10 protein-coding genes are annotated in these 15,798 nt (G+C 54.7%); 5 read left to right on the top strand and 5 right to left on the bottom strand.

Annotated features, from left to right (window positions below; genetic code table 11):
• Positions 1-101: 101 nt before the first annotated feature.
• Positions 102-1,391, bottom strand: a complete 1,290-nt coding sequence (gene urtA / locus ACOOFE_RS19860) for an urea ABC transporter substrate-binding protein (RefSeq protein WP_420411670.1) — start codon at positions 1,389-1,391, stop codon at positions 102-104.
• 373 nt (positions 1,392-1,764) lie between these two features.
• On the opposite strand from urtA, the gene ACOOFE_RS19855 reads away from it, so the two are divergent.
• Positions 1,765-3,357 (top strand): BCCT family transporter, encoded by a 1,593-nt coding sequence (locus tag ACOOFE_RS19855; RefSeq protein ID WP_420411669.1) that lies wholly within the window; start codon positions 1,765-1,767, stop codon positions 3,355-3,357.
• Between the two features lie 114 nt (positions 3,358-3,471).
• Here ACOOFE_RS19855 and ACOOFE_RS19850 read toward each other — a convergent pair whose 3' ends face one another.
• Positions 3,472-4,968 carry a 3-keto-5-aminohexanoate cleavage protein gene (locus ACOOFE_RS19850; protein ID WP_420411668.1) on the bottom strand — a complete coding sequence of 499 codons (1,497 nt, stop codon included), beginning with the start codon at positions 4,966-4,968 and terminating at the stop codon, positions 3,472-3,474.
• A 507-nt stretch (positions 4,969-5,475) separates the two neighbouring features.
• On the opposite strand from ACOOFE_RS19850, the gene ACOOFE_RS19845 reads away from it, so the two are divergent.
• Entirely contained in the window at positions 5,476-8,868 is a 3,393-nt protein-coding gene (locus tag ACOOFE_RS19845; protein WP_420411667.1) for an ATP-binding protein, read from the top strand.
• A complete protein-coding gene (locus tag ACOOFE_RS19840) occupies positions 8,861-9,769 on the top strand; it encodes a response regulator (protein ID WP_420411666.1) in 909 nt (302 codons plus the stop codon). Before ACOOFE_RS19845 ends, ACOOFE_RS19840 begins: the two co-directional genes overlap by 8 nt.
• Before the next feature lie 9 nt (positions 9,770-9,778).
• On the opposite strand, the gene ACOOFE_RS19835 is transcribed toward ACOOFE_RS19840, so the two are convergent.
• Genes ACOOFE_RS19835 through ACOOFE_RS19825 form a run of 3 tightly spaced genes read right to left on the bottom strand, consistent with a single transcriptional unit; the run spans position 9,779 to position 13,260 of the window.
• Positions 9,779-10,354, bottom strand: coding sequence for a cupin domain-containing protein (locus tag ACOOFE_RS19835; RefSeq protein ID WP_420411665.1), 576 nt, complete (start codon positions 10,352-10,354; stop codon positions 9,779-9,781).
• 17 nt (positions 10,355-10,371) lie between these two features.
• Positions 10,372-12,291, bottom strand: coding sequence for a TRAP transporter permease (locus tag ACOOFE_RS19830; RefSeq protein ID WP_420411664.1), 1,920 nt, complete (start codon positions 12,289-12,291; stop codon positions 10,372-10,374).
• A 42-nt stretch (positions 12,292-12,333) separates the two neighbouring features.
• Positions 12,334-13,260 carry a TAXI family TRAP transporter solute-binding subunit gene (locus ACOOFE_RS19825; protein ID WP_420411663.1) on the bottom strand — a complete coding sequence of 309 codons (927 nt, stop codon included), beginning with the start codon at positions 13,258-13,260 and terminating at the stop codon, positions 12,334-12,336.
• A 273-nt stretch (positions 13,261-13,533) separates the two neighbouring features.
• On the opposite strand from ACOOFE_RS19825, the gene ACOOFE_RS19820 reads away from it, so the two are divergent.
• Together ACOOFE_RS19820 and ACOOFE_RS19815 are read left to right on the top strand one after the other, a co-directional pair.
• Positions 13,534-14,562 carry an AraC family transcriptional regulator ligand-binding domain-containing protein gene (locus tag ACOOFE_RS19820; RefSeq protein WP_420411662.1) on the top strand — a complete coding sequence of 343 codons (1,029 nt, stop codon included), beginning with the start codon at positions 13,534-13,536 and terminating at the stop codon, positions 14,560-14,562.
• Positions 14,563-14,702: 140 nt separating this feature from the next.
• Positions 14,703-15,788, top strand: coding sequence for an acyl-CoA dehydrogenase family protein (locus ACOOFE_RS19815; RefSeq protein ID WP_420415609.1), 1,086 nt, complete (start codon positions 14,703-14,705; stop codon positions 15,786-15,788).
• The last annotated feature ends 10 nt before the right edge of the window (positions 15,789-15,798 follow it).

The following is a 15,798-nucleotide window of genomic DNA, read 5'->3' as shown; positions in this document are numbered from 1 at the left end:
AGGCCGAGGGCAGGCATTGTCAAGCCATGGCATGACGGTGTGAGCTAGAAGAAAATCGGGGCGGCCCCCCATCAAAGCCCGCCCCAACTCCGTTTCCTCCCTTAGGAGCCGGAGCCGCCGCATTTGCCGGTTGCGGTGTTGAAGTTGCCGCAGGACATCGGAGCACGCCAATCGGCGATCAGATCCTTGGAGCCTTCCAGATAGTCGGACCAGGCGTCGCCAGCGACCAAGCCGGACGTTTCCCAGACGGTCTCAAACTGCCCGTCGTCCTGGATCTCGCCGATCAGCACTGGCTTGGTGATGTGGTGGTTCGGCATCATTGCAGAGTAGCCGCCGGTCAGGTTCGGCACAGACACACCGACGATCGCGTCGATCACCGCGTCAGAGTCCGTGGTGCCAGCCTTCTTGACGGCCTCGACCCACATGTTGAAGCCGATGTAGTGGGCTTCCATCGGGTCGTTGGTGACGCGGTCTTCGTCGCCAACAAACGCTTGCCATGTTTCGATGAACTCGGCGTTTGCGTCGGTGTCAGCGGACTGGAAGTAGTTCCAGGCAGCCAAGTGGCCAACAAGCGGCTCGGTGTCGAGGCCAGCGAGTTCTTCTTCACCGACGGAGAAGGCAACAACCGGGATGTCTTCAGCCTTGATGCCTGCGTTGCCGAGTTCTTTATAGAACGGAACGTTGGCGTCGCCATTGATAGTGGAAACCACGGCGGTTTTCTTGCCTGCGGAGCCGAAGGTCTTGATGTCTGAGACGATCGTCTGCCAATCGGAGTGACCGAACGGCGTGTAGTTGATCATGATGTCTTCTTCAGAAACACCCTTGGACTTCAGATAGGCTTCCAGGATCTTGTTGGTCGTGCGCGGATAAACATAGTCGGTACCGGCCAGAACCCAGCGCTCAACAGAACCGCCTTCTTCGCTCATCAGATAGTCAACAGCCGGGATGGCTTGCGTGTTTGGAGCCGCGCCTGTGTAGAAAACGTTGCGCTGAGACTCTTCGCCTTCGTACTGAACCGGATAGAACAGGAGAGAGTTCAGTTCTTCAAAGACCGGAAGAACAGACTTACGGGACACGGACGTCCAGCAGCCGAAGACAGCGTCAACGCCGTTCACTTCGATCAGCTCGCGGGCTTTTTCTGCAAACAGCGGCCAGTCGGAAGCCGGATCAACAACGACAGCTTCCAGTTTCTTACCGAGAAGGCCGCCTTTTTTGTTCTGCTCTTCGATGAGCATCAGCATGGCGTCTTTCAGCGTGGTTTCGGAAATCGCCATCGTGCCGGACAGCGAATGCAGGATGCCGACCTTGATGGTCTCTTCTGCGGCTGCGCCCCCGATCATCGTGGAGGCCATCAGGCCGGAAAGCGCGAGCTTCTTGAATGTGGATTTCATCGATTTTCCCCTCGTCTATGACGTCACCGGGCCCATGCCGGTGAGTGGCGGCTGGAAGGAGTGCCGCTGTCGGGAAAGGATCGTGCGTCGGATTGCTGCGCTGCGACATACGTCAATTGACGTAAGTCCGTTCCGCTTGGGACGAGGCAATCAGCAAAACGGTCGTATTTCAACCGCCTATTGTCGCATTGGTTTGCGGGGCCGTTGCAGCGGTGTGATTTCATAATTGCAGAAAAAGGCTGAGAGGTACGTGGTAAGCTCTGCGTGCTTTAAAACAGCTAAGAAGCTGAACTTGGAAGCGGGAGGATGCTTCAGTTAGCGGATGTGCACTGGCCCCAGTATTTTGGAAAAGCGACACACCCAAGGGGGAGTTATGTCTGTAGACAATGACACCGGCTACAGAGCCGGTCAGCATAATGTGAAATTTCTGGGACTGGATGTTCACAATCCGGTTTTCATCATCTCGGCAGCCGTCATCGTTTTGTTTGTGCTAGCCACGTCTCTTGCCCAGGAGGGGGCAACAGAGTTCTTCGGCTGGTTGCGCCCGACCGTGACCGAGTATTTCAACTGGCTGCTGATCATAGCAGGCAACGTATTTGTTCTGTTCTGTCTGTTTTTGATCGTATCTCCTTATGGCAAGATCCGCCTGGGCGGAGCAGATGCAAAGCCGGACTACAGCTACTCCGGCTGGTTCGCCATGCTGTTTGCCGCTGGTATGGGCATCGGTTTGATGTTCTTCGGCGTGTCGGAGCCTATTTCCCACTATTCATCCAGCGTAGCCGACAACGCGGGAACTGCGGAAAGCTGGGCACCGTTGGCAGGCGCTGCTGGTAATCAAGCCGAGGCGATGCGGCTTGGTATGGCCGCGACCATCTTCCACTGGGGTCTACACCCCTGGGCGATCTATGCGGTCGTTGGTCTGGCGCTTGCGTTCTTCTGCTATAATCGTGGCCTGCCGTTGACGGTCCGTTCGGCTTTCTATCCGATTTTCGGAAAAGCTGTTTGGGGACCGCTCGGTCACCTCATCGACACATTGGCTGTCTTTGCAACGCTCTTTGGTTTGGCTACCTCCCTTGGTTTTGGAGCAGAGCAAGCTATTGCCGGTCTGAATCATCTGTTTGGTGTGCCGGTTTCTGCAACAAGCAAAGTTGTCCTGATCGCTGCGATTACGGGAATTGCGCTGGTTTCGGTCATGGCAGGTCTTGATGCGGGGGTGAAGCGCCTCAGTGAGATCAACATGGTCCTTGCCGCGCTCTTGCTGCTGTTTGTCATCATTGTTGGTCCGACCGTTGCGATCCTCACTGGTTTCTTCACGAACCTGATCGCCTATGTCGAATATCTTCCGGCGCTCAGCAACTTTGTCGGCCGGGACGACACCAACTTCTACAACGGCTGGACGGCCTTTTACTGGGCCTGGTGGATCTCCTGGTCTCCGTTTGTCGGCATGTTCATCGCCCGTGTGTCCAGAGGGCGGACAGTGCGTGAGTTTGTGACCTGCGTGCTTTTGGTTCCGTCGCTCGCATGCGTGTTGTGGATGACCGCTTTTGGTGGAACAGCTTTGAGCCAGATCGTCAACGACGGCTATACTGCCGTGACTGAAGTCGATCTGCCTTTGAAATTGTTTGCCATGCTCGAAGTCCTGCCGCTGGCAGCCGTCTCATCCTTTATCGGGATTGTGCTGGTGATCGTGTTCTTCGTGACTTCATCTGATTCCGGCTCGTTGGTGATCGATACAATCACAGCTGGTGGTAAACTGGATGCGCCCGTGGTCCAGCGGATATTCTGGGCAGTCTTTGAAGGTCTGGTGGCGATTGTTCTGCTTCTTGCTGGCGGCCTGGCCGCGCTTCAGGCGGCAGCAATCACGACAGGGATACCCTTTGCAGTCGTGCTGCTGCTCATGTGTTTTGCCCTTTGGAGAGGGCTGCATCAGGAGCGGGCAAAGGTTGGCGCTTTGGCGCAAACATAAGAGCATGGATCTCAAGCTAAGTAATCGAGCTTTGCTGAGGTTTGACTAACAGATGATCGGCAGGAGAGCATGGCTCTCCTGCCGGTTCCGCTTCAAAGTCGTAACAGCAATCGGCTAAGCGATTTCTTGCAAGGGGGCTGGCGCGTTTGTCTGGCCTAGCATATCCTTCAATTCCGCCGACGTAATGATCCGGACATTGCGGTAGGAAAGGCGGTGATAGACCAGGTCGACCTGCTCATAAGTTCCCAGGGCCTTTCGGCTGCCGCCGGGAACTAGCGGGTCGGGTATCGTTAGAGAATCTTCCAATCCGACCCGGATACCGTCGAGGTTCAGCGCAAGGGCAACATCCACGATGAGAGCCTGCAACGGGCCGGGCAGCAAGATGGAGATCAATGCGTCCGGGAAGCGGCTGCGGATTTTTTGCACGACCGGTTTCAAACCATCAATGAGCAACTGGGCCGCCTGCTCGGCTTCAGGAACACTGCAGGTTTTCAGAAGCCGGATGGCTTCGTCCTTAATCGGACTTGGGATCAGGGAATCGTCGTAAAGACCGCCGTCTGCATGTTCGCCGACTTGGTCAACACCAGCAACCAGCATGAAAAGGATAGGTTCGCCGCAGGTTTTCAAAAGTCCGGCGCAAGACCCCGTCGCCCTCTCCAGGATTGTCTGGTTGAACACCTCGACTTCTGGCCGGATGCCAAACTCCTGCAAATGTGCTGCTTGATCAGCAAGGAAACCGGGATTGTTTTCATACCCGCCTCCGGCTTTGAACCGCACACTGCCGGGACTGAAGGTTGCGATATCAGGAACACGCTGGGCGACATCGTAGCGCTTAAGCGCCGAACGCCTCTTTGGGCTGTCAAAATCCGACCGGCTGCCACGCACACTGGTGGAGATGTTCAAAACCCCTTCCGGGAAATGTTTGGCGACCGCAGGAATGATCTGATCGTACTGCGGAACATCAATACAATTGGCTTGTTGGGATAGCCGCGCAGCTACCGAGCCGTCTGAAGATCGAAGGATGATTTCGTCTTGCATATCACGGGTGTGCAGATGGACGATGGCCGCTCCGGCCTGAAAGCAGGCTAGGGATTCCCGGATAATATCCTCCGGCGAAACGGGCAAGTACGGGGAGCAACCCCGGCCTGGCTGCCAAACGCCCGCATCGCAAACGGTCCATCCAGCCTTAAGCAATTCGGCCTCGGCATTTGAAATTGCGCGAATGTCGTTGGCGAGTGACGGCGGGATGTAAGAACTGCCGCCTGGGCGGCCCCATGGCCAGAAGAGTTTTCCCTGGCGGTCGGAGCGCCACCCTTGCGTGAACAGCAAAGAGGCGAGCTTAGATGCCGAAGGGTAGGGCATGTTTGCAAAGATGGAGTCAGGAAGGCCATTTGCCGGATGCATGGGGGTGAAGCAGATATGTAAACCACCAGAGCCGACCGTCTCCCAGCCATTGTGTGTCAAGAGATCTTGCAGAGAGGAATCCGCCTGCACTGCATCGACGGCCAGTTGCGCAAGGGTACCTTTGGAAAGGAATTTGGGATCTTCGGCGTTCAGGCGTTTCGGAACGGCGCCTACAGGGGCTGCGGTGATGAACATAGACTTCTGCATGTGTACCTCGGCTCTCTCTTTACTGCTTTAGTGTATTGGCGTTTGCTTCACCTCTAGGTTGATTGATTCCGTATTTTTGTTTCTTCCTTGTATAACGTTTGACATGTAAAATAATTTTTGTGATACAATTAGTATAAATATTCATCATGTGAAATTTTATAAGTATAATTATCACGCAGTTTAGATATACTTTTCATTTGATTCTTTCTTTCATATAATATGTTTCATGATTCAGTTTTAAAACATGAACAGGTAGCGTATGTGGATAATATAGAAGATAATTTTTGTTATTAATTGTGAATATTGTCAATGCAACTTGAGATAGTTAGCTCTTCCTCGGGCTGAACTTTAAAGTTTTAAATATGGCCCGCTACACCACTGGTATTTCGGCCGTGGCGCGGAAATTGCTTTGCTTCAGCCGACGAAACACAAAAGGGTTATTGTTGGTGTGATGGCGTCTGGTGACTGCCTGGCTAAGCGGCAGCTGAACAAAAAAGAGGCAGCTCAGTGACGGCGCGGCAACGCATCGTGCCGATCCGCCGTCAGTACAATAAGTGGGTCAACAATCAGACCCTTGAGGACTATGCACTCAGGTTTACTGCAAAAAGTGCCCGCAAGTTTTCGTCCAGAGCCATTTCCCAAACCGCGATCGGAGCCATTTCATTTCTGGCTCTGGAGGCGATTGGCGGCGCGATTACCTTGTCGCACGGAACGGCAAACGCGTTTCTCGCCATCTTTGTTGGCAGTTTTGTACTGCTGGTGGTTGGACTGCCGATCAGCCGTTATGCGGTGCGTTATGGCGTGGACATCGATCTGCTCACCCGCGGCGCGGGGTTCGGTTACATCGGGTCAACGGTTACGTCGCTGATCTACGCCAGTTTCACCTTCATCCTGTTTGCAATCGAAGCTTCGATCATGTCCGGGGCGCTGGAGTTCGCTTTCGGCGTGCCACTTTGGCTGGGGTACATCGTCAGCGCCGTGGCCGTCATTCCGCTTGTGACCCACGGCATCACCTGGATCAGCCGATTTCAATTGGCCACCCAGCCGTTCTGGATCATCTTGAACATCCTGCCGTTTGTATTCATCGTGTTGACCGACTGGCAGGCCATCGGAACCTGGCTGAGTTTTTCAGGTATTGATCCGGCAACAGGTGCCTTGAAAGCTCCGGACAGTGGCTGGGATAGTGTCAGCCTTGTCAGTTTCGGAGCGGCATCAGCCGTCATTCTCGCGTTGATGGCGCAAATCGGTGAACAGGTCGATTTCCTTCGGTTCCTTCCTCCTAAGGATTATGCGCGCCGTCGGCACAAACTTGCCGTGTTTCTGGCAGGGCCGGGTTGGGTGGTGCTTGGGGCGCCCAAAATGCTGGCTGGATCTTTCTTAGCCGTTCTGGTGCTCTCTCATGGCGTTCCAGTTGAGCATGCTGATGATCCTTCCCGGATGTACACTGTTGCCTTCGGGTACATGATCCCCAACGAGACTGTTGTTTTGTTGCTAATGGCCGCTTTTGTGGTGGTCGCGCAGCTGAAAATCAACGTCATGAACGCCTATGCCGGGTCGCTGGCGTGGTCGAATTTTTTCTCCCGTCTGACCCACTCTCATCCCGGACGCGTGGTGTGGCTGGTGTTCAATGTCGGCATTGCGCTCTTGTTGATGGAGCTTGGGATCTACCGGCTCTTGGAAGAGACACTAGGAGTCTTTTCCATCATCGCAATGGCGTGGTTGTCAGCCATTTCAGCGGATCTTTTCATCAACAAGCCACTTGGCTTGTCGCCTCCGGGGATCGAGTTCAAGCGTGCGCATCTTTATGACATCAACCCGGTCGGCACTGGTGCGATGTTGCTGGCGGCAGGGATCGCGCTTATTGCGCATTATGGTCATTTTGGAGAAACGGCCGCAGCTTTGTCGACCTTCCTAGCAATGTTTGTTGCCTTTGCCGCCGCGCCGGCGATTGCCTGGGCAACAAAGGGCAAGTTTTATTTGGCGCGAAAACCACGTCAAAGCTGGCAAAGCATGGACCAGATCGCCTGTTCGATTTGCGAAAACCCCTTTGAGCCGGAAGACATGGCCTATTGTCCGGCCTATCAGGCGCCGATCTGTTCTTTGTGCTGTTCGCTCGATGCCCGTTGTCATGATTCCTGCAAGCCCAAAGCCCGCCTGAACCACCAGCTTGGTACGGTGGCGGCGGCCGTATTCCCGGTGCCCGTGTTGGAAGTCTTTCGGACCCGTCTCGGCCGTTATGCGCTGACTGCAATGTTTGCGATTGCGGCAATTGGGGCTGTGCTTTGGATCATCTATTCCCAAGCTGCCAGCCGTCTTGGAGATCCAACCGGTATCCTTGCCGAAATCGTCGCGCTGATCTTCTTCGTTTTTGCAATTGCAGCCGGGATAGCCTCCTGGTTTCTTGTGCTCGCACATGATACCCGCCATGTAGCGGAGGAGGAATCCGCCCGCCAAAACGCTCTCCTGCAAAAGGAAATCAACGCCCATAGGGTGACCGACGCAGCTCTACAGACTGCCAAGGAAGAGGCAGAAGCCGCCAACTTGGCCAAAAGCCGGTACGTGGTTGGTCTTAGTCATGAACTGCGGACACCGCTCAATGCCGTTTTAGGATATGCGCAGGTTCTGGAACGTGATGACAGCCTGCCCCAAGCCCGTAAGCCTGCCGTTACCACGATCCGCCGCAGCGCAGAGCACTTGTCGGGGTTGATTGACGGCCTTCTGGACATTTCCCGGATCGAAGCCGGTCGGCTGCAGGTCTATTCTAATGAAATCAACTGTCATGACTTCCTCGACCAGATCGTCGATATGTTTCGGATGCAAGCGCGGGCCAAAGGGCTGGAGTTTCATTTTGAACGGTCAGACAGCCTGCCGGCGATTGTACGCACGGACGAGAAACGGCTCCGCCAGATCCTGGTCAATCTGTTATCGAATGCGATCAAGTTTACCGACAAGGGGAGTGTGTCCCTAAAGGTGTCCTACCGGTCCCAGGTGGCGAGTTTTGTGGTTGAAGACACCGGACCGGGCATTGCCTTGTGCGAGCAGACAAAAATCTTCGAGCCTTTCGGGCGCAGCGAAGACGCCAAGACAGACCGGACCCCGGGTCTTGGGCTTGGGTTGACCATCACGAAACTCCTGACCGAAACGCTGGGCGGTGCACTTGCATTGTCGAGCAGCGAAGGTGCGGGAGCGCGTTTTGAGGTGCGCCTGATGTTGGCTGCGGTCGACAAACCTGTTGACGCGGTGCGCCGGGAAAAACGGATCAGTGGTTATGCCGGAGCGCGCAGGCTGATTGCCGTGGTTGATGACAACCCCGATCACCGCGCGCTGGTGCGCGACATACTCGACCCGCTCGGGTTTGCCGTCCTGGAAGCTGCAAGCGGGCAGCAATGTCTGGAAGCGATCCTGCCCCTCCATCCAGATCTTTACCTGGTTGATATTCTGATGCCCGGGCTGAACGGTTGGGAGCTGGTGGCAAAGCTCCGGACCCAAAAAGAAACGGCGCCGGTGATCATGTTGTCGGCAAATATCGGCGATCAGGCGCTCCGGCCGGAGGGGCCTGACCATCACACAGCCACCTTGGCCAAGCCTTTCGACATTCACCAACTTCTAGATCTCATCCAGAAACACACTGGGGTGGAATGGTCGGAAAAGGTTCAAAGTGAGCCGGCAGTGTCAAAGCCGTCAAACGAAACAATCCAGTCGCCGGGGGGGCGCCATATTGCTGATCTGTTGAACCTGGCAGAGATCGGGTACGTCGAGGGCATTGAGGCCAAACTGACTGAACTTGCCGGTGATCCCGAAAACTCAACATTAGTCGATACGCTGCAAGAACATCTCAGCCGGTTTGATTTCGACGGATACAAGGACGTCTTGGGCGCATTGGAGGAGCAGGATGGATAACCGCCGAGACACGGTGCTTGTAGTGGACGACAGTCCAGACTCCCTCGGTTTCGTCACCGAAGCCCTGAAGAAAACCGGAATTGCCGTGTTGGTTGCGACCAGTGGGGAGGCGGCTTTGTCGGTTTGCGAAAGGGTGACACCGGACACCATCTTGATGGATGCGGTCATGCCGGGGCTGGACGGATTTGAAACCTGCCGAAAACTGAAAGACCACCCCGGCCTCAAGCACGTACCGGTGATCTTCATGACCGGCCTTTCTGAAACCGAACACATTGTCAAAGCGCTGGAATGCGGCGGTGTCGACTTTCTCACCAAGCCGATCGACGTTGACGAATTGAAGGCACGGATCAAGGTTCATTTGAAAAACGCACGCTCAGTGCAAAGCGCGCATGTTGCCATGGACGCTTCCGGGCGCCATCTGGTTGCGGTCTCTTCAGAGGGCGCAATTCTTTGGACAACTCCACAAATTCAGACACTCTTAGCGCGCACCGGAGATGCCGATGCGAGCCTGTTTCAGCTGGGCCGGGCATTGGGCGATTGGATGGACAGCGGCCAGGAGGCATCCCGGCGCACCAACTTCATGCTCGGATTGTCTGAGGATCTGGCTGTCCAGCTCCACCCGCTCGGCCGGGTTGGCCCGGATGAGAACCTCTTCCGGGTGACAGCGGATGATGAAGATGGGCAGGTAAACGCACTTCAGCAGGAATTCACGCTGACACAGCGGGAATCCGAAGTTCTCATCTGGATTGCGAAGGGCAAGTCGAACAAGGATATTGGTGAAATCCTGAGCCTGAGCCCACGCACGGTGAACAAGCATCTGGAGCAGATTTTCGTGAAACTCGGTGTTGAAAACCGGGCTTCGGCAGCCGTCAGAGCCGCCGAAGTGATGTTTGCATTGTGAGACAACCTGTCAGCGGGCTGGAATACCTTTTTGCTTGTCTGCTTTTGCATCTCGCTGGGTGACACCATCCACGAGAATGAACGCAATGGAGCAGGGCTCCGTTCCCCGGTTTGACCAAGCGTGATTGGTGCCGCGCTGGACCACAACGTCGCCCGCCTTCAAAAGCACTTCGTCCTCGTCGAGCAACATGTAGATTTCGCCAGTCATGATAACAGCGTAGTCGACGCTGTCGGTACGGTGCATGAACGGATGGCGCGCACCCTCGACGATGTTGGCGCCGGCGCCCATTTCCGCAAAAGCAGCCTTGCCATCCAGTTTGGCAAGAACCTCCGGGTCTTCCGGCATGAATTCGACCACCCGGAATACGCTGCCACCTTTCGGCGGGTGCAGGATAAAGGGCCCGTCACAGGTTTCCGTGGGTCCGTCGTATTCCGCAGGTGTGCTATCGGACAGCCAAAAATTGGTGAGTGTCACGCCGGGCCGGTTGGGCCGCTGCAGCCGATGGGTCGCAATGCTATCGCTTTCGACAACTGCCACTCCGTTCTCATCATGCCCGGTGACAACGCGTCTGAATTCTCTCGCCATGTTTATTCCGTGTATCGTCAGGATTTAAGTGAAACTTGTTTTTCAGACCGTTGCTGAAACAACAGCCAGCCAAGCAGAACGACGCCGACGGCTGCGGTCGGTATCGTTTGCATCAGTAAGCAAAGTCCGGCGGCGATCGCTATGGTCCGGTTGAGTGGGCTGAGTGGGGAAAGCAAACAACCAACGACACCTGCGGCTACACAGGCGACACCGGCAAAGCCAGTAACCACTGCGCTGATATTGTCTGCAAATCCACCTTGCATCAAAAGACCTGGGCCAAAGACAAAGGCAAACGGCAGGACGAAACTTGTTGTTGCGTAAGAGGCCGCTGTCCAGCCGACCTTATTGACATCCGCACCCGCGATACCGCCCGCAACATAGGAGGCAAGGGCGACGGGCGGTGTGATCGTCGAGATGCAGCCGTAATAAAAGACGAAGAAATGTGCTGTCAGCATCGGCACGCCGAACTTCACCAGAGCGGGCGCAACGACTGTTGCCAGAATGAGATAGGCCGCCGTCGTCGGCAGTCCCATGCCTAAGATGATTGAGGCAACCATCGTGAAGAGTAGTGCCAGGAACAATTGACCGTTGGCGGCAATGTCAATTAACAGCGCGATCTTCGATCCCAGGCCTGTGATGCCAAGCGTTCCGGAGATGATGCCCGCGGCAGCACAGGCCGCTGAAATCGTGATGACATTGCGTGCACCATCTGAAACGCTTTGAGCAATCTTTTTGACCAGCTCCAGATCAACCTTCCGGGATCGAACAATATCCAGTGCAATCAAAACACCCATCGCCCAAAGGGACGCTTTGAAGGGAGAAAACCCGAAAAGCATCAGCGCTAAGAGCATACCAAAAGCACCGATGAACGGTGCACCTTGCAGAAGCACTGCTGATATTGGGCGGCCATCGCTTTGATCGGTATCGGCCGGTTCGATGCCGGATTTGACCGCTTGCATGTGAACGACAAAAAACGCAGAGCCGAAGAACAACAACGCCGGTAGAATGGCGACTGCCATCACGGAGGTATAGGGAACACCGACAATCTCGGCCATGATGAATGCGGCGGCCCCCATGACCGGTGGCATCAGCTGTCCGCCGGTGGATGCGACGGCTTCGATAGCGCCTGCCTGATGCGGTGCGTAACCTTCGCGCTTCATGATGGGAATTGTGACTGTGCCCGTTACGGCAACATTTCCGGCGGCTGAGCCGGAGACCATACCTATAAGGGTTGAGAAGAGGACGGCCGACTTGGCACTGGCAGCACGCAAGCCTTGCGTCAAACGAATGGAAATCTCGAAGAAAAAGTCGCTGGCGCCCAAACGTGACAACATCGCGCCGAAGATCGTGAAGACAATGATGTAAGTGGCGGCAACCCCGATCGGAATGCCGTAGACGCCTTGGGTGTCCGTTGTCAGGAAAAGGACCATCCGTTCAAAGCTGTATCCACGTCCGTGAAGGAGCCCTGGAAGGTAGGGACTGAGGAAGGGATAACAGAAAAAGGTCAGAGTGATCAGAGCCAGAATGAGGCCAATGCCGCGCCGTGCGGCTTCAAAGACCAGAACAAGAATGACAGCTCCAGCATAAAAATCGCCGTCAGTCGTCAGGCCACCGCTGAAGGCAATCGCTTTCCAGCGGGAAATCAGCCACAGGCTTGCAGCTAAGACTGCCGCGATCAAACCGGCCGACAAAACCTGGTTTACGCGTGTGCCGCTCAAACGCTCGCTGACCGGTTTCAGCGCAAACAGAAGTGAAAACGCGAGGGCCACGTGAATGAGCCGCAAGGGCATGGTCGAAATAGAGATTAAACCCGAAACAGCGGCCAGATGGAACGCTCCAAGGCCGAAAGCCGCAGCTGCGATAAGATTGGTCCCATTCACTGCTGAGAGTCTGGAGAAAATACTCGGCACGAGATTGCCTTTGAAAAAAAGGAGCACGCCTCCCGCCAATTGGAGACGTGCTCAAGTGGTACCTGGGAGTTATTTTTTGAAGTAGCGTGCTGCGCCTTCATGCAGCGGGATGGCCAAATTCAACGAGTTGGCTGGATCGATCTGCTTTGCGTTGGCGTTCTCTTCTTGAAGCTCGCCAAGATTATCGAAGACGGCGGCGACGATCTTCTCGACGGTATCGGCAGGCAGGGAATTCGGCGCGATCAGCATGTTGTTGACGCCGATCATGTTGCCCGCTTGGGCCGTGCTATAAATGTCCGCGGGGATTTCGACAGCTTTGAAGGCTGCGTTTTTCTCAAGCGCCTTGTCCAGCATGCCGTTGGAGAAGGTAATGAAGCGCAGTTTGTTGCCCGCTGCTGCCTGCATGACCGCACCGGCTGGGTAGCCTGATAGGGCAAAAGCTGCATCAACATTTCCATCGCTCAGCTGACTGAAGCCATCCGAATAGGACAGGAAGCTGGGGACGATGTCGTCCGTTGACATGCCGTGCAGCGGCAGAACAAAGTTCATGAAACCAAGGGTCCCGCCACCCGCTGGACCAACAGCGACGCGTTTGCCCTTCAGGTCTTCGATTGTTTTGATGTCAGACCCATCCAAAACGATCATGTGCAGTACGCTAGGATGCAGCGCTGCAACAGCGCTCATATCGATAGCGCCGCTCTTGTAGGGGCCTTTGCCTTTGGTCGCCAAAACAGCCAGGTTGTTGTTGGTAATAGCGATTTCGACTTCACCGCTGTCGATCAGGCGTGGGTTTTGAACCGAACCGCCGGTGACCACCGGAACCATGGACAGATCGCCGCCAGCATATTTGTTGACCATGTTCGAGATGCTTTGGCCCATCGGATAAAAAGCGCCGCCCAAGCTCGCAGTACCGATCCGCAACTCTTCCGCCTGTGCAGCCGCCGCTACAACCAGCATGCCCATCGCAAGGGTTGTTGTTTTCAAAGTCTTGTACATGGTGTGTCCTCCCGCAAATTTTCTTCAGAATATGCGATATTTGATTTCAATCAACAATTATATCGATATTTTTAAGAATGAGAGAGGTTTGTCTAAATCTAAGCGGGGCGTGTTTGTTTGGACGGGTGGGGGTGATTACAGCTCGTTGCAAAAGGGAAGCGGGCGTTGTTCATCCGTCTTCCATCTAACAGTTGAGGAGGCAGGCGGGTCGACAGGTGAACGAAATCATGGCAAGCTCACTTCGAAAAAACAGACATAAACTAACAATCGTATATGACGTCACTTTACGCCGGTATGGTGTCCAATCTTATGAGCGGTTATCAGGAAGCCGGATTTGATTTGGCTGATGCTTTGCGCGCTGCAAAGTTTGATAGGATATCGCCGGAAGCAACAGTGCAGGATTTTGTCCGCCTGAGCCGCGCAGTATCTCTGCTGATGAATGATGAATACGCCGGCCAGATGGAACGGCCGCAAAGAGTTGGAACACTTGCACTTCTAGCTGCGCATGTCTCCCACGGACGAACTTTAGGTGACGGGTTTCAGCGTTTGTCCGACTTCATGAACATGTTGGACAACACATTCTCAGTCTCGTTCTATACAAACGGGGCCGAGTGCAGATTTCAGCTTAAACGCCTTAATCCGAGATTCCCCAGATCAGAGTTTGGAGTTGAAGCGGTTCTGATCTTGATGCACCGGCTTCTGGAGTGGATGTCAGCATCTTCGTTGCCGGTAAATTCTATCTGGTTCGACTATGGCAGGCCTGATTGGGCCGGGAGTTATTCGCTACTGTTTCCGAATGCGGAGCCAGCATTCGCAGCCTCTTCAAGCGGGTTTTCAATTCCACTGGATGAACTATCCAGGCCGCTTTGCAGAACCGAAATTGCGGCCAAGGCTTGGGCCCGGCGAACACCAATGGATGCGTTTTTTCCTGTCGAGCATTATTTAGGGACGTCTTTGGAAATCTCCAGCTTGCTAGAGAATGCGATCAAAGAAAGCCGAAAGCTGCCCTCCATGGAGGATTTGGCAGAACATCTGGAGATGCCCGTCTATACGTTGCGCCGGCGCCTGAAAAAGGAAGGCTGCGCACTTCCCGCTATTCGCCTTCAGGTCAAACGGGATCACGCTTGCCGTTTGTTGGCCGAAACGGATCAAAGTGTTGAGACCATTTCGGCTCAGTTGGGGTTTAGCGAAACAAGCGCTTTTGTCCGTGCATTTAAGGATTGGATCGGTGTCACCCCCCGAACCTATCGTCAGGCAGGCTTGCTGCAGATCAGCGTTTCGGCTCATCGAACTTTCAATTAGAAAATTGACAAAATATAACAGCTGGCCCTAGGTTGCCGCAAACGTCAGTTTCGACTTGGGAGGTTGTCTTGTCCGTTTTTTCCGCCACCGCATCCTGGCCTCAGGAAGAGCATCGCCTATTTTATGATGCAGCGTCCCGCATGCTGGACGATGAAATGGTGCCCAATATCGAAAGCTGGAACGATCAGGGCGTTGTCGACCGCTCTTTTTGGACCAAGACGGGCGAAGCGGGTATTCTGGGGGCGGCCCTTCCTGAAGAATTTGGTGGTGCCGGCGGTCCGGTCAGTTTCGATGCGGTGACCGCTTATTTGCAGGGCCGAAAGGGCGAAAGCAGCTGGGGGTTCTCGATCCAATCGATCGTCAATCATTATATTGCTGGATACGGTACTCCGAGCCAGAAAGAACGTTGGCTGCCGAAATTGGCGTCTGGAGAGTTTGTCGGTGCGATTGCCATGACGGAACCCGGCACCGGATCCGACCTTCAGAACGTCAAAACTGTAGCTGAACGGGTCGGCAACGATTACGTTCTCAATGGTTCGAAAATCTTCATCACCAATGGACAGACAGCTGATCTGATTATCGTTGTGGCCAAGACCGACAAGACCAAAGGCGCCAAGGGCGTGTCGCTGATGGTCCTTGAAACGGACGGGGCGGACGGCTTCACCCGTGGCCGCAATCTCAAAAAACTCGGCTGCAAAGCCAATGACACCTCGGAACTCTTCTTTGAAGATGTCCGTGTACCGCCGGAAAATCTCTTAGGCGGTGAAGAGGGGCAGGGATTCTATCAGCTGATGAAACAGCTGCCGTGGGAGCGCTTGATTATCGCTTGCCTCGCGCTCGGCGTGATCGACTTTGCCATCCATGAAACCGTCAAATACGTGCAAGATCGTAAGGCCTTTGGTCAACGGATCATGGATTTCCAGAACACACGTTTCAAACTGGCCGAATGCAAGACCAAGGCAGAGGTGCTGCGCAGCTTCGTCAATGACTGTATCGCGCGCATGGACGAAGGTACTTTGGATGCGGCAACCGCCTCCATGGCCAAATACTGGAGTACGCAAGTCCAAAACGAAATCGCCAATGAATGCCTGCAGCTGCATGGCGGCTACGGATATATGATGGAATATCCGATTGCCCGGATTTATGCCGATTCCCGGGTGCAGATGATTTACGGCGGGACCAACGAGATCATGAAGGAACTGATCGCCCGCTCGATCGACATCTAAGCCAGGTGGT

Source organism: Roseibium sp. (assembly GCF_965216085.1).
GTDB lineage: Bacteria > Pseudomonadota > Alphaproteobacteria > Rhizobiales > Stappiaceae > Roseibium.
This window is presented reverse-complemented; position numbering and strand designations above follow the sequence as displayed.